The organism is Rhodococcus sp. SG20037, from assembly GCF_031763325.1.
GTDB classification, from domain to species: Bacteria; Actinomycetota; Actinomycetes; order Mycobacteriales; family Mycobacteriaceae; genus Rhodococcus_F; species Rhodococcus_F qingshengii.
On record NZ_CP134497.1, the window covers coordinates 1,822,913 to 1,837,644 of the forward strand.

At 64.1% G+C, this 14,732-nt stretch carries 16 protein-coding genes; 10 read left to right on the forward strand and 6 right to left on the reverse strand.

Translation table 11 applies throughout. The features are described from left to right. Positions 1-7: 7 nt before the first annotated feature. Together RHP72_RS08605 and RHP72_RS08610 are read right to left on the reverse strand one after the other, a co-directional pair. The gene (locus RHP72_RS08605) at positions 8-271 is read right to left on the reverse strand and encodes a hypothetical protein (RefSeq protein WP_003942079.1); all 264 of its coding nucleotides are present in this window, start codon (positions 269-271) and stop codon (positions 8-10) included. Positions 272-286: 15 nt separating this feature from the next. Then, entirely contained in the window at positions 287-1,486 is a 1,200-nt protein-coding gene (locus tag RHP72_RS08610; protein WP_007728486.1) for an inorganic phosphate transporter, read from the reverse strand. A gap of 284 nt (positions 1,487-1,770) precedes the next feature. Between RHP72_RS08610 and RHP72_RS08615 the strand changes: the two genes are divergently transcribed. The 5 genes from RHP72_RS08615 to RHP72_RS08635 are packed head-to-tail and all read left to right on the forward strand — an operon-like array spanning position 1,771 to position 7,367. Beyond that, entirely contained in the window at positions 1,771-3,195 is a 1,425-nt protein-coding gene (locus tag RHP72_RS08615; RefSeq protein ID WP_063314760.1) for an ABC transporter substrate-binding protein, read from the forward strand. A gap of 60 nt (positions 3,196-3,255) precedes the next feature. After that, positions 3,256-5,514: an ABC transporter permease gene (locus tag RHP72_RS08620; protein WP_063314759.1), complete on the forward strand. Its 2,259-nt coding sequence runs from the start codon at positions 3,256-3,258 to the stop codon at positions 5,512-5,514. Beyond that, a complete protein-coding gene (locus RHP72_RS08625; protein ID WP_063314758.1) occupies positions 5,507-6,250 on the forward strand; it encodes an ABC transporter ATP-binding protein in 744 nt (247 codons plus the stop codon). Before RHP72_RS08620 ends, RHP72_RS08625 begins: the two co-directional genes overlap by 8 nt. Then, positions 6,247-7,005, forward strand: coding sequence for an ABC transporter ATP-binding protein (locus tag RHP72_RS08630; protein ID WP_003941866.1), 759 nt, complete (start codon positions 6,247-6,249; stop codon positions 7,003-7,005). The genes RHP72_RS08625 and RHP72_RS08630 overlap by 4 nt, the downstream gene beginning before the upstream one ends. Before the next feature lie 2 nt (positions 7,006-7,007). Beyond that, positions 7,008-7,367, forward strand: coding sequence for a hypothetical protein (locus RHP72_RS08635; protein ID WP_003942018.1), 360 nt, complete (start codon positions 7,008-7,010; stop codon positions 7,365-7,367). A 97-nt stretch (positions 7,368-7,464) separates the two neighbouring features. Here the strand turns inward: RHP72_RS08635 and RHP72_RS08640 are convergent, their stop codons facing one another. Continuing rightward, positions 7,465-7,854: a VOC family protein gene (locus RHP72_RS08640; RefSeq protein WP_003941917.1), complete on the reverse strand. Its 390-nt coding sequence runs from the start codon at positions 7,852-7,854 to the stop codon at positions 7,465-7,467. A gap of 28 nt (positions 7,855-7,882) precedes the next feature. After that, the gene (locus RHP72_RS08645; protein WP_311094565.1) at positions 7,883-8,776 is read right to left on the reverse strand and encodes a 1,4-dihydroxy-2-naphthoyl-CoA synthase; all 894 of its coding nucleotides are present in this window, start codon (positions 8,774-8,776) and stop codon (positions 7,883-7,885) included. Between the two features lie 83 nt (positions 8,777-8,859). Here RHP72_RS08645 and RHP72_RS08650 point away from each other — a divergent pair, with 83 nt between their 5' ends. Genes RHP72_RS08650 through RHP72_RS08660 form a run of 3 tightly spaced genes read left to right on the forward strand, consistent with a single transcriptional unit; the run spans position 8,860 to position 10,996 of the window. Further along, positions 8,860-9,504: a PaaI family thioesterase gene (locus RHP72_RS08650; RefSeq protein WP_037129937.1), complete on the forward strand. Its 645-nt coding sequence runs from the start codon at positions 8,860-8,862 to the stop codon at positions 9,502-9,504. 1 nt (position 9,505) lies between these two features. After that, positions 9,506-10,501 (forward strand): o-succinylbenzoate synthase, encoded by a 996-nt coding sequence (locus RHP72_RS08655; protein ID WP_219468046.1) that lies wholly within the window; start codon positions 9,506-9,508, stop codon positions 10,499-10,501. A 48-nt stretch (positions 10,502-10,549) separates the two neighbouring features. Beyond that, a complete protein-coding gene (locus RHP72_RS08660; protein ID WP_003941973.1) occupies positions 10,550-10,996 on the forward strand; it encodes a DUF6918 family protein in 447 nt (148 codons plus the stop codon). Positions 10,997-11,062: 66 nt separating this feature from the next. Here the strand turns inward: RHP72_RS08660 and RHP72_RS08665 are convergent, their stop codons facing one another. Together RHP72_RS08665 and RHP72_RS08670 are read right to left on the reverse strand one after the other, a co-directional pair. Beyond that, complete coding sequence (locus RHP72_RS08665) at positions 11,063-11,890, reverse strand: siderophore-interacting protein (protein WP_311094566.1); 828 nt, start codon at positions 11,888-11,890, stop codon at positions 11,063-11,065. A gap of 58 nt (positions 11,891-11,948) precedes the next feature. Beyond that, positions 11,949-12,551 carry a flavin reductase family protein gene (locus RHP72_RS08670; RefSeq protein ID WP_054187848.1) on the reverse strand — a complete coding sequence of 201 codons (603 nt, stop codon included), beginning with the start codon at positions 12,549-12,551 and terminating at the stop codon, positions 11,949-11,951. Positions 12,552-12,619: 68 nt separating this feature from the next. On the opposite strand from RHP72_RS08670, the gene menD reads away from it, so the two are divergent. Next, positions 12,620-14,233, forward strand: coding sequence for a 2-succinyl-5-enolpyruvyl-6-hydroxy-3-cyclohexene-1-carboxylic-acid synthase (gene menD / locus RHP72_RS08675; protein WP_218696054.1), 1,614 nt, complete (start codon positions 12,620-12,622; stop codon positions 14,231-14,233). Then, positions 14,230-14,673 (forward strand): DUF3592 domain-containing protein, encoded by a 444-nt coding sequence (locus RHP72_RS08680; protein ID WP_042453078.1) that lies wholly within the window; start codon positions 14,230-14,232, stop codon positions 14,671-14,673. The genes menD and RHP72_RS08680 overlap by 4 nt, the downstream gene beginning before the upstream one ends. The last annotated feature ends 59 nt before the right edge of the window (positions 14,674-14,732 follow it).

The following is a 14,732-nucleotide window of genomic DNA, read 5'->3' on the forward strand; positions in this document are numbered from 1 at the left end:
CGACCACTCAGAAGACGTGGATTCCGAACGTGCTGGCCAAGAAGTTCTTCATCAACAACAGAATTCCGGCGAAGATCGTGACGAGCACGACCGCAAAACAGAGGTACGCACCCATTTTACCCAGGGTGGACGGTCCTTCGGTGCCGTCGGCGTTCGGCAGACTCAGCGACTTGAGGCCGAAGGCGAAGATCGCCGGCAGTCCGGCTCCGAAGAGCAGTCCGACTGCCACTACCTGCCAGAGCGAATCGAGGGTATCGGTGAGTAGATGCATTCTCTTGCGCCCCTTTCAGGAGTTGCGAGTGGGTTCGGTGGACGGAGTGGGATCAGCAGTCGGAATCTCGCGAGCCGTCGCATCCGGATTCTCGTCCCATTCGGCGGTCACGTTGGCGGCGTCTACGGGTTCCTTACGCGAACGCAGGTACATGAAGATCGCGAACGCGATGAGGGCAGCGAAGACGACGAGCACGCCGGCCAGGCCGCCGATCAGATGCGCGAGTGCCCAGCAGATGGCGCCGACCACTGCGGCCGACGGCAAGGTGATCAACCAGGCGGCGGCCATCCGGCCTGCGACGCCCCAGCGGACCTCGGCGCCCTTGCGCCCGATGCCGGTACCGAGGATCGATCCGGTGGCGACGTGGGTGGTCGAGAGGGGGAGTCCGAGGTGGCTCGACGTGAGAATGATGGCGGCGGACGACGCTTCGGCTGCCAGACCCTGCGGCGCGGCGATCTCGACAAGGCCCTTGCCCAGGGTGCGGATGATGCGCCAACCGCCCAGGTAGGTGCCGAGAGCGATCGCGACGGCACAGGTGAACTTCACCCAGAACGGCATCTCGGTCTCGGCGGTGATGGTGCCGTGAGCGACCAGGGCCAAAAAGATGACGCCCATAGTCTTCTGGGCGTCATTGGTGCCGTGCGCAAGTGAGATCAATGAGGCGGTGCCGATCTGGCCGAAACGGAAACCGCGCTCACGCTCGTCTTCCTTGACGGATGCGGTGATTCGGTACACGAGCTTGGTACCGACGCCTGCGACCAGGGCCGCGACGACCGGCGCGAGGATCGCGGGGACGACGACCTTGGTCAGAACTCCACCCCACTCGACGCCGCCCATACCGATGGAGGCGATTGCGGCGCCGATCAATCCGCCGAACAGTGCGTGTGAGGAGCTCGACGGCAATCCGAGCAGCCAGGTCGCCAGATTCCAGATGATTCCGCCGACGAGACCGGCGAAGACGATCAGCAGCAGATCCTGCCCACTGACCGCGCCGAGGTTGACGACGCCTTTGGCCACGGTCGCAGCGACCTCGACGGACAGGAACGCACCGACCAGGTTCAGGATCGCGGAAAGTGTGACCGCAACTTTGGGCTTGAGTGCTCCGGTCGCGATGGAGGTGGCCATTGCGTTACCGGTGTCGTGAAAACCATTCGTGAAATCGAACGCGAGGGCGGTGACAACTACCACCAGGAGGATTACGAGCTCTGCGGTCACAACGTGAATTGTGCGTATCGAACGCGTAAAAGTACAGCGAACGGGATGCGAACAGGGGCTCCGCGGAGTACGTCCCCGCGCGTGGGCTGCGGCGCTGCCGTTCGCGATGTGTTCAGCGCCACGAAATCGGAACCCTGTGTGGGACCTCACTTTTTGGTCTCACTCACCGGGAAGGCACATTCGGACCGTTTTAAACGCTGATTACCTACGGGCACCGAGCGCACCGGAACAGGGGTTTCACCCCTGTTTCTCGGTGTCTGTCAGTGAGAAGGAGAGCTCCGACCGTGAAGCCCAACAAGTCCACGAAGCTGATCGTGGCACTCGCCGCGACCGCCGTTCTGGCGTCAGCCTGCGCATCGAATCGTGGTGACGATCCCTACGCCGTCGCTGTCGGCGGACCCGGCGTCAGCGCAGACCTTGCGTCGAGCACATCCGACGCGAAGTTCGGCACCCTCGATTCGCCCTGTGGTGAAGGCGACGCCACCGGCGCAACCGATCAAGGCGTCAGCGACACCGAGATCAAGATCGGGTTCGGTGACGACCGCGGTTATGTGAAGTCTCCTGGGCTGAACAAGGAAATGAGCGATGCGGTGAACGCGCTCATCTCTTGGTGCAACGATCAGGGCGGCATCAACGGCCGCAAGGTTGTCGGTACCGACTACGACGCCGCGATGACGCAGGCCAACTCGGTCATGCAGGAAGCGTGCGCGAGCCAGTTCATGATGGTCGGCTACGGCTTCGCGATGGATCAGACCGCCGAGCAGACGCGTGTCGCGTGCAACCTGGTGTCCGTGCCAGGCTTCACCGTGTCACCCGACGCAGCCAACGGACCGATGACATTCCAGGGTGTCCCGTTCCCGGTCGACTACGCGAACGGTTCGCAGTGGTTCCAGATGGCCGAGATGCACCCCGATCTGGTGAACGACTTCGACGTCGTCAACAGCACGATGCCCACGATCATCAGCTCCACCACGAAGATTCGCTCGATCGCCGAGGCTGCGGGCTTCAAGCTCAAGGATTGCGGCGTCACACTCAACTACGAGGGGGAATCGAGCTATGTGCCGTTCGCCGAGAAGTACAAGGAGTGCGGCGCGAAGGGGATCTGGACGTCACGATCGGCAAGCCCGTCGGAGCTGAACTTCGTGAAGGCCCTCGACCAGGTCGGGATCGATCCCATCTTCTTCGGTGAAGCCACCTGGTACGGCGCGACCGTCTCCGATTGGAACAAGGACACCGGACTGCTCGACAACCTCAACGCGGGCATGACCTTCCAGATGCTCGAGAACGCGGACAAGGTGCCCGCAGTGAAGAAGTACGTCGATCTGGTCTCCGAGCAGGGTGGCAAGACCGCGCTCCTCGGTATGCAGGCGGCGTCGTCCTTCCTGCTGTGGGCGGCCGCCGCGGACGAGTGCGGTAGCGATCTGACGCGTCAGTGCATGGTGAACGAACTCTCGAACATTCACGAGTGGGACGGCGGCGGATTGCACGCCGTCACCGATCCCGGCAAGAACATGCCGGCCACCTGCGGACTCATGACCTCGTTGAAGGGCAGTAGCTACGCGCAGGCGTTCCCGTCCACCGCGGGCGAATTCAAGTGTGACCCCAAGTACCTCGTCGCGACCGACAAGAGCACCTGGGGGACCGAACTCGGCGCTGACCGCGTGTCGACGAAGTACCAGAACGCCAACGTCATCAAGCCGCAGTCCTGATTCTTCCGACTCGGGCGGCGAGCGCCAACCGCCGCCCGAGTCCCTAACGAGGGTTCAGCCATGAACACTTTTGTCACTTTCACGATCCTGGGCCTGGTCCTGGGGTCGGTGTACGCGATCGCCGCCTCCGGGCTGGTACTCACGTACAACACGTCAGGCATCTTCAACTTCGCGCACGGTGCACAGGCAATGCTCGGTGCGTTCATCTACTGGCAGTTGCGCTACGGCTGGGAACTTCCCACCGTCGTCGCTTTGCTGATTTCACTCGTCCTGGTCGGGCCACTGATGGGCCTCGGCCTCTACGTCCTGATCATGAAGGGTCTGCGCGATACCGCCGAGGTCACCAAAATCGTTGTGACGGTCTCGATCCTGCTCGGAATGCTCTCGATCTCGCACTGGTTCTGGCACCCCGAGACCGCTCGGACGATGCAGATGTTCTTCGGCGACCAGTCCAAGATCACGGTGTTCGGCGCGAGCATCCGCTACCACGAGTTGATCTGCATCCTCGTTGCGATCGCCATCGCCGTCGGCCTGCGCATCCTGTTCACGCGCACCCGCGCCGGTGTCGCGATGCGCGGCGTCGTCGACGATCCGGAACTGTTGCGCCTCAACGGCCACAATCCGGAGCGTCTTGCGGCCCTGTCCTGGGCGATGGGTTCGACGCTCGCAGTCCTGGCCGGCATCCTGATCACCCCGATCAGTGGCGGCACACTCGAGGCGAACATGTTGACACTCTTGGTGATCGACGCGTTTGCCGCGGCCATGTTCGGCCGGTTGCGCAGCATTCCGCGCACGTTCGTCGGCGCCGTGGTCCTCGGGCTTGCCGGTACGTACGTATTGGCGTACTTCCCGACGAGTTGGAGTTGGACATCGAATTTCCGTGTCTCCCTGCCGATGATCGCGCTGTTCGTGGTGCTGATCGTGCTCCCACAGGACCGCTTGCGTGGCGCGGTCACTCGTACTCGCGAGCGTTACCACGTGCCGAGCGTGCGCAAGGCCGTCGTCTGGGGCGTGGCACTGATCGTCATCGTCTACCTGATCCGTCTGCTGATGGTGACCTCCGCCGTCACCACACTGACCATCGGAATGACTTTCGCGATCATCGCGCTCTCGCTCACACTCCTCACCGGCTACGCGGGTGAATTGAACTTGGCGCCGGTATCTTTCGGCGCTATCGCTACCATCGTGGCCTTCCACTTCGGGATCTCCGGTTCCGGGTTGGCTGCGCACCTCAACCTGTGGGGCATCGTCGTCGGAGTCCTCGTCACCGCCGTGATCGGTGGCCTCGTCGCCCTGCCGGCGCTGCGGCTCAGAGGGCTGTATCTCGCGCTGGCAACCATGGCCTTCGGAGTGTTCCTCTCCAACATGGTCCTTCGCGACACCACCGAACACGAGATGTTCGGCATGAAGTACTCGCTGTTCAAGGACGGGAACATCGCCCTCCCTCCGCTGAAGATCGGTCCGCTCGATCTGAGCAACGAGACGGTGTTCCTGATGACCGTGACCGCGCTGTTCTCGATACTCGGCGTCGGCGTCATCGCGTTGCGTAACAGCGGCTACGGGCGCCGACTCGCGGCGATGAAGGACAGCCCGGCCGGTTCGGCCATGCTCGGACAGAGCCTGGTTCGGCTCAAGCTCAGCGTCTTCATGATCTCTTCGGGGATCGCCGGTCTCGGCGGCATTCTGATGTCGAGCGCCATGGGGTCCGTCTCGGGCGAGAGCTTTGCCATCATGGTCAGCCTCTCGCTGCTCATGCTGACCGTCGTCGCGGGTATCGGATACGTCACCGGCGCCCTGTTCGGTGGACTGATGGCTGGAATCGGGTTTGCGGTCATCATGGTCTCGTTCACCAATCTGGCTTCGGCGCAACCGGAGTTGGAGGGAATGTGGCTGCTCTTCGGCAACATCGCGGCAGTCAGCCCGGCACTGATCGGCATCGGCGTCGGCGCGAACCCCAGCGGAACGGTCCACAGCGTGATCGAGGGCTACCGACGGCTCGCCGGTGCCAAGCCTGTTCTGATCGGCGGCGCCGCAGTCGTTCTGCTGACCTACGTCCTCGCTCTGACCGGTGTACTCGGCAACTGGTGGTTCGCGTCCATCACGATCGCGGTGGTGTTCATGCTGCCGGTGATCGGTGAGATGGTCATGCCCAGCGCGGTTCTCACTCCGGAGGAACTGGCCGCCAAAGCGACAGTCGTTCCCGAGGACATCGGGATCGATGTCCCCTACAGCCCCGAGATCCGTGACGAGATCGACCGCGAACTGGGGATTCCTCAGTACCAGGGTGGCTCGCCGAAGGAGTTGACCGTCCATGTCTGATACACCACTTCTCGAAACGCGCGGTGTGAGCGTTCGTTTCGGTGGACACGTCGCGGTCAAGGACGTTTCGCTCACCGTGCAACCCGGCACCGTGACAGGACTCATCGGACCGAACGGTGCCGGCAAGACGACGCTCTTCAACACCATCACCGGGCTGCAGAAACCCACCTCCGGTCAGGTGTTCCTCGGCGGCGTCGACGTGACGAAGCTACCGCCGCACAAGCGGGCAGGTCGCGGGCTGGCACGTACCTTCCAGCGGCTCGAACTGTTCGTCTCGCTGTCGGTGCGTGACAACCTGCGCGTCGCCGGAGACATCCACAAGGCGAACGGCCGCAACAAGATCGACGTGGACAGCGAGACGGATCGTCTGCTGGAGCTGACCGGGCTGACGGATGTCGCGGACAAGGACGTCGCGGACATCCCCACCGGACGCGCCCGCGTCGTCGAAGTTGCACGGGCGCTCATGACCGACCCGCGAGTGCTGCTGCTCGACGAACCGGCCTCGGGTCAGACCGAGCAGGAAACCGAGGTCTTTGCCGAGATGCTCACCGAACTTGCTGCGGGTGGACTCGGAATCTGTCTGGTGGAGCACGACATTCCGCTGGTGATGAAAGTGTGCTCGACCATCCACGTGCTCGACTACGGCGCAGTCCTCGCCTCGGGTGAACCGGAGAAGATCCGGACGGATCCGGAAGTGATCGCGGCCTACATCGGGACCGAGGAGGAGGCGGTATGACTTCAGCGAAAATTGGCGAGGCGAAAATCGACGAGGGTATACGCAGCCCCGACCGCGCCGAACCGTTGCTCGAACTGTCCGGTGTCCGCGCCGGTTACGGATCCATCGAAGTTCTGCACGGGGTGGACCTGATTCTGGAACCGGGCGCCGTGGTGGCGCTACTCGGACCCAACGGTGGCGGCAAGACGTCGACGCTCAAGATCTGCTCGGGCGTCCTTCCGGTCACCCGCGGCGAGTTCCGGCTCGCGGGCCAGGTCGTGAACGGAGTCGAGCCTTCGGAGTTGGCTCGGCTGGGGGTCTGCTCCATCCCCGAAGGACGCGGGATCTTCGCCAACCTCACTGTGCGGGAAAACCTGTGGATCGCCACCGGAACGGGCGTCGGGCTGGCCGAACTCGAAGAGGTTGCGTACGGCAGGTTCCCGATCCTGGGGGAGCGGCGCGGACAGTTGGCCGGATCGATGTCCGGTGGTGAGCAGCAGATGCTGGCGCTGTCACGGGCACTCGGCACTCACCCGACGGTGCTCCTGCTCGACGAGCTGTCGATGGGTCTCGCACCTCGAATCGTCTCGCAGATGTACGACGTCGTCGGCTCGCTTGCAGCCGAAGGCATTTCCATTCTCGTCGCCGAGCAGTTCGCGCGAGCGGTGCTGCCCATCGCGACGTCGGCCGCACTGATGTTGCAGGGACGCGTCGTCAAGACCGGCGATCCACACGACATCGAAAACGAACTTTCTACCAGTTATCTAGGAGGATGACGATGACTACTCTCGCCGAAGATCGCCGTGAGGAATTCAAGAAGAACATCGCAGAGTTGAAGCTGGACAAGAAGCAGGCAGGCGGCGACGCGGCGACGCGCATCGCGGGCCTGGTGCTCATGGTCGTCGGAGTGGTCGGCGCCTTCGTCGTCTACATCTCTTCGCTGACGCTCTCGGACCTGCGGGATCTGGTGTCGTACCAGATCCTCACCGTGGTTTTCCTCGCCCTGACAGTGGTCGGTGCCGCTCTCTTCCTGGCCGCATCGGTGGCAAAGGTGCTGCGGCTGTGGCTGGTTCGCCAACTGCTCGAGGGCCAGGCACAGACAGATCAGATCTCGCAGGCGTTGAGCACGCGCAACTGATCTTTGTGAAGAACCGAACGATGCCCGCCACGAAAGTCGTGGCGGGCATCTGTCACTGCTCGGCTACAGCTGTGTCTCGGCTACAGCGGTGTCTCGACTACGCGGACGGTGGCCGGGAATCGCGTCGGATCGGATGGTCCTCCGGGATCTGCACCATCACGATCGGTGTCCCGTCTGGGTCGGCGATCCACATCTCGTGTAGACCCCACGGTTCCTGTCTTGCCTCGCGCGCGATCTTGACCCCGGCGAGAACCAGTTCGGTCTGAACGGCAGTGAGGTCCCGGACCTGCAGCCAGATCGCGCCGCGAAAGCCGCCCTCGCCGGTGCCGCCGTGCGCAGCGACTTCGATCAGCCCTTGGCCGGCGAAGAAGACTGTGCCGCCGGGATATTCACGAGCGATCGCCAGACCGAGGGTGTCTCGGTAGAAGCTCAGCGTTCGTTCGTACTCGCTCGGGCGCAAAATCGTCCGACTGCTCAGAATCTCCACGTCCGACCTCCCTCTCGCACCTACTGTGTCAGAAATACCAGGGATATGGTGACCAGTCGGGATCACGCTTTTCGAGGAACGAGTCACGACCCTCGACGGCCTCGTCGGTCATGTACGCCAAACGTGTTGCCTCACCGGCGAACAGCTGCTGGCCGACCAACCCGTCGTCCTGCAGGTTGAACGCGTACTTGAGCATCCGCTGTGCCTGCGGCGACTTGCCGTTGATCTTGCCGGCCCAGTCGATCGCGACGTTTTCGAGTTCCGCGTGGTCGACAACCTTGTTGACCGCGCCCATCTGATGCATTTCCTCGGCGGTGTACGTCTCACCCAGGAAGAAGATCTCGCGAGCGAACTTCTGGCCCACCATCTTTGCCAGATAGGCGCTGCCGTAGCCGCCGTCGAAGCTTCCGACGTCGGCGTCGGTCTGCTTGAACCGTGCGTGCTCGCGGCTGGCGAGCGTCAGGTCGCACACCACGTGCAGGCTGTGGCCGCCGCCCGCAGCCCAGCCGTTGACCAGGCAGATCACGACCTTCGGCATGAAGCGGATCAAGCGCTGGACCTCGAGGATGTGCAGGCGCCCGGCGCGTGCTTTGTCGACGGTGTCCGCCGTTTCACCTTCGGCGTACTGGTAGCCGCTGCGACCACGGATGCGCTGGTCTCCGCCGGAGCAGAACGCCCAACCGCCGTCCTTCTCGCTCGGTCCGTTGCCGGTCAGGAGCACCGCTCCCACGTCGGAGGTCATCCGGGCGTGATCGAGCGCGCGGTGCAACTCGTCGACGGTGTGCGGGCGGAACGCATTACGCACTTCCGGTCGGTCGAAGGCGACGCGAACGGTGCCTTGGCTGACATGCCGGTGGTAGGTGATGTCGGTGAGGTTCTCGAATCCGGGGACAGGGCGCCAGAGCTGCGGGTTGAAGGTCACCTGAGCCACGATAGAGGCACGGCTCGCGCGTCTAACGGATACCTGAGGTAGAACACGTTCCCGGGCGCGCTAACGTGCAGGTCATGAGCGAACAAACCGCAGACGGCACGGAGATCGTCACAGACGGTGAGAAGCGGGGCGGATTTCCACGGTTCCGGCACACTCCCGCAGGTCCGGACTTCGGCCGCTTCGTCGAAGCGATGCGCAGGTTGCAGGACCTTGCCGTCTCGACCAATGTTCCCGACGACGTACTCGCAGACATCGCTACGCAAGCCGAAGAGCTTGCCGATCGGTTGACTCCGTACGAGGTCCCGGAAGGCAAGTCGCCCGCAGGCTCGAACATCCAACTGCCCGGACGCGGCAGCCTCCTCATGCTCCCGTGGATGGTCGAGAAGTTCGACACCGAAGGAGTCCGCAGTACCGGCGTCTTCCGCCGCTACCACCTGGGCGGCAACGGCGCCGCTCACGGCGGTGTCCTGCCCTTGCTGTTCGACGACGTCTTCGGGATGACGGTCCACGCGGGTGGCCGTCCGATCTCCCGCACCGGCTACCTCCACATCAATTACCGCGCGATCACCCCGCTCAATCAACAACTGGTGATCGAGGGGCAGGTGGATCGGGTCGAGGGTCGCAAGACTTTTGTCAGCGCGCGCCTGACCGATCTCGACGGCAAGCTCCTCGCCGACGGTGAGGCGCTCATGATCGAACTGCTTCCGGGACAGCCCTGACATGTTCCCCTCGTTCGACGATCTGATCGCGGACGCCGTGGTGCTCGCGCTGCCGATGCGAGTTCGCTTTCGCGGCATCACGACTCGTGAGGCCCTGCTCGTTCGCGGCCCGGCCGGGTGGGGAGAATTCGCCCCGTTCGTCGAGTACGACGACGACGAGGCGTCGCAGTGGCTGCTCGCGGGTATCGAAGCGGCGTGGCTGGGTCCGCCGCCTGCGCTTCGTGACGCAGTTCCCGTCAACGCGACCGTGCCGGCGATCGACGCGTCTGCCGTTCCGGAATTGCTGGAGCGCTTCCCCGGGGCCCGGACCGCCAAGGTCAAGGTCGCCGAGAAGGGACAGTCGCTGGCGCAGGACGTCGCCCGGGTGAACGAGGTGCGTCGGCACATCCCGAACGTGCGCGTCGACGCCAACGGCGGGTGGAGCGTGGACGAGGCGATCACGGCCTTGCGAGCGATCACCGATGACGGTGAACTCGAATACGCCGAGCAGCCGTGTGGAAGCGTCGAGGAACTGGTCAGGGTCCGCGCCGCGGGGACCGGTGTGCGGATCGCTGCCGACGAGAGCATTCGCCGTGCCGAGGACCCGCTGCGCGTCGTACGAGCGGGGGGAGCGGACGTCGCCGTCGTGAAGGTGCCGCCGCTGGGCGGAATGCGTGCTGTGGTGGCGCTGTCGGCGCAGCTGGCGGACTACGGGGTGCCGGTGGTGGTCTCGAGCGCTCTGGACACGGCTGTGGGGATGTCCGCGGGACTGGCGGCCGCGGCAGCCTTGCCCACCCTTCCGTTTGCCTGCGGACTCGGTACCGGCGGCCTGTTCGTCCGGGATGTCGCGGTCACCGGGGCAGCTGTCGACGGTGCTTTGTCGGTGGGTGCCGTCGAGCCTGATCCGGTTCTGCTCGAGACGCTGGCCGCGCCCGCGGACCGGCGCGACTGGTGGTTGGAGAGGGCCAGGCGCTGCCATCGGATACTCGGCAGTAGGGACCAGCCGAATTTCGTATAGTCTCGGGCGCGACCTGATGAACATCAGTGAAGAATGAAGGGATCGAAAGTGGTTGCAGCTCTGAACGAAACCCTGCTCGAGGAATCACGGGTTCCCGCGGTCGTCGCGGACGTGCAGACCTTGATCGACGCAGAGGTTTCGGATAAGTCGGGGGCCTCAGGGCTGGCTCTCAAGGGTGGCTACGGCGCGGTCAAGAAGGTGAGCCCGTCCATCGTGCCGGACGCCGTCACCGCGCTTCTGCCGGCTTTCGTGGCAAAGCTCGAGCCGTACTGGCAGGAATTCTCGGCTTCCGGCGAAGGCAGCTTCGCCGATTTCATCAGCGCCCGCGGTGACGCGGTTGCCGATTCCCTCCTCGAGGTGACGGACGAGCGTATCGAGGGCAGCGACAAGGCCGTCGTCAAGTCGATGTACTCGAAGCTGCGCGGTTCGGCGAAGAAGCATGTGACTGCAGCTCTGCCGCGTCTGGGCGATGTGATCCAGAAGCACGCTGCATAAGCGAACGTAAAACGACGAGTGGCCCGGGAGTTTCTCTCGGGCCACTCGTCGTTTTCGGTGCGTTTGTCAGTGAGCCGAATGTCCGTGGCGCCAGAAGCCGGTGAAGGTGATGTCGGTTTTGGCGAACTTCCGGTCGTTCACGAGGTGCCGACGCAGCCCGGTGGTGAGTGCCTGTTCGCCGGCGACAAAGGTGTACGTCGGCCCCTCGGGCAGTTCGGCGGCGCGGACGGTCTCGAGGGTCAGAACACCCGGCGTCGCGTGTTCGTCCTCGCGAACGAGCCAATGCACGTTGACGTTCGCCAACTCCGGAATGTCTTGCTTGTCTTCGATGTTCGGAATCTCGACGAAGACCTCGGCACGCAGGTCTGCGGGCGCGGATTCCAGAATGCCGATGATCGCGGGAAGTGCACTCTCGTCGCCGACGAGCAGTTGCCACTTGGCCTCGGGTGTGGGGTTGTAGATGCAGCCTTCGTCCAAGAGGGCGACCTCGTCGCCGGCCGACGCGGTGTCCGCCCACGCGGATGCCGGGCCGATGTCGCCGTGATAAGCGAAGTCGATGTCGATCTCCGTGGTCTCGCCGAAGAGACCGGATCCGGCAGCACGGTAGGCGCGAATCGTGTAGTTGCGCACGACGGGTCGCGTGTCCTTGGACATCAACAGGTACTGCGCATACCAGAGATTGCTGGCCGCGCTCGGCAACCGGAGTTCACTCTGGCCGACCTGCGGGATGAACATGCGGAACCACTGATCGGCACCCATCGGAGCGATGGTGGACAGCTCTTCGCCGGCAATGGTCACCCGGATGAAGCTGGGGCTGATTCGTTTGTTCGCCACGACCTGCGCCGACACGATGCTGCGTGAGGCCGGTTTCACGAACTTGGCGCGCTTGGCCATGACTGGTTGCTCCCTGATTATCTGTTACTCGTACCTAATCAGGTAACCCTAACCTGATTTACGGTCGCTGTGGAGTGGTGGGTCTGTCCTTTTCGACGACTTCGGGAGGAAGACCCCACTGCGCTCGGCCAAGTCGGCTCATCGGTGCGATTGCCGCGAAGTCCGGTAGGCCGTCGTCGGCGACAGCCTCGGGACGTACTGCGACCGCCACCACATTTCCCATCACGACAAATGAATTGCCGACCTCGACGACCTGGTGGAGCGTGCATTCGATGGCGATCGGGGAGTCGGCGACCCGTACGGGGCGAACCCGCTCGCTCGGCTCGCTACGGATGTTCAACTCGAGAAACTCGTCGGCCTCGGCGTCGTAGAAGGCGGAACTCTGGTTCACCACGTCGGCAAGCCTGGCAGTCGCCAGGTTGATCACGAATTCGCCGGTCGCTTCGATGTTGCGCAGACTGTCCTTGCGTCCGACCGACGTGAACTGCACGATCGGCGGCGCCGAACTTGCCACGGTGAAAAAGCTGTACGGAGCCAGATTGCCGACGCCGTCCGCCGACAGGGTGGACACCCAGGCAATCGGCCGGGGGACCACCGAAGCGGTGAGTAACTGATAGAACCGGCGGGGTTCGAGCTCGGCTGGATCGAAGAGTGTGCGCACCCACACATAATGCCGCTGTCCCCGCCCCTGGGCATGCTTGCGCCCGAACATCTGACACTCTTGAAGGCGTGAATCCGTCCACTGCACAAGCCACAGCCGTCGTCGACGAACTGGTTCGTGGTGGCGTGCGTGAAGTCGTGCTGTGTCCAGGCTCTCGCAACGCGCCCCTCGCATTCGCCCTCCAGGCCGCCGACCTCGACGGCCGGTTGCGTCTGCACATGCGGATCGACGAGCGGACAGCAGGCTTTCTGGCACTCGGACTGGCAATCGCCGGGAAACGACCGGTCCCCATCGTGATGACTTCCGGGACCGCCGTCGCGAATCTCGGACCTGCTGTCCTCGAGGCCAACTACGCGCGAGTGCCGCTGGTGGTCCTGAGCGCCAACCGGCCGTACGAGATGCTCGGCACCGGCGCCAACCAGACCGTCGAGCAACTCGGGCTCTTCGGCAGTCAAGTCCGCGCAACCATCAGCCTGGGCCTGGCGGAGGACGATTCGACGCAGAACAGCCAGTGGCGCTCGGCGGTATGCCGGGTCCTCGCCGCTGCCCGCGGAACCCGATCCGGAAATGCGGGTCCGGTGCATTTCGACATTCCACTTCGTGAGCCGCTGGTGCCGGACGTGCACGTGCAGGGACCGGTCCCGGAGGGCCGTCCCGGCGGTGCGGCCTGGACCACCACCCAGAATGCGACGCTCGACGTTCCCGTCGATCTGGATCTCACCGCAGATACGGTGGTCATTTCCGGACACGGCAGCGCACTTCGGCCTGAGCTGGCCGGCCTGCCGACCGTGGCCGAGCCGACGGCTCCGATGCACGGGATCGCACTGCATCCACTCGCGCTATCGCAACTCAAGCCCAAGCAGGCGATCATCACCGGCCGCCCGACGTTGCATCGTCAGGTCTCGAAGGTGCTGGCCGACCCGGGCGTCGACGTCTACGCGCTGACTACCGGGCCGCGCTGGCCGGACGTATCCGGCAACGTACTCGCCACCGGAACCAGAGCAGTGGTCACCGGGACTCCCGATCCCGCCTGGATCGCTCGATGCGCCGCGCTGACCGAACACGCCGAAACTGCCGTCCGCAAGCAACTCGACGCCCACCCCAAGGCCACCGGCCTGCACGTGGCCGCTGCTGTGATGGATGCTCTCGCGGACGGCGACCAGCTTCTGCTCGGCGCATCCAACCCTGTTCGCGACGCGGCACTCGTGAGCTACCCCAAGCCCGCCGTGCGGGTGCTGTCGAATCGTGGCGTCGCAGGTATCGACGGCACCGTCTCGGCGGCGGTCGGTGCTGCGTTGGCGTACGACGGTGGCCGGACCGTCGCTCTCATGGGCGACCTGACCTTCCTGCACGACGCTTCCGGGCTGCTGATCGGGACCGGTGAGCCGAGGCCGAGCGACCTCACCATCGTCGTCGCCAACGACGACGGCGGCGGTATCTTCGAGCTCCTCGAACAAGGCGACCCGCAGTACGCCGGCGTCTTCGAGCGAGTGTTCGGAACACCACACGGCATGGACCTCGCTGCGCTGTGCGCGGCCTACCGCGTGCCGCACGCAGCGGTCGCCGTCGACGCCCTGGCAACGACGCTGGCGCAACCGGCCAACGGCATTCGTGTGCTCGAGGTCGCGACGGATCGCAGTGGGCTGCGCGAACTCCACGCTTCCGTGCGGGCACAGCTGTGACGCAAACGGTTCTGCGTCGCCTCCGCATCGGTGTGCTGGTGGTTGCGGTCGGCATTTCCGTGCTCGCGGTGATTCTGGTTCTCGGTGCCTGGCGCAACGATCGGACCATCGAATCGAACATGGGGACCGCAACCGCCGAGGTGCTCTCGGCGGGCTCGCTACGTTCGGCGATCAGCTTCGTGACACCGGACGGCGCGAATCACAACCCTGAACTCGGCGTTCTCTACCCCACCAATCTGACTGTGGGACAGCGCATCGAGGTGGAGTACTACAAGACCGAGCCCGATTTGGTTCGGGTAGCAGGACGTAACGCGACGGTGGCACTGATCCCGGCCGGATCGGTGATCGTCGTGACGTGGCTCCTGGCTGGACCGTCGATCTGGTACCTGCGCAAGCGGGAAGCGCAGGCGGCAAGTTCGGCGCCGGTCGCCTCGAGTTAGTTCGCGCTTCGCCCGAACTTCACACGAACATGACGTGGACTTTTCCTGGCCCTGTCACC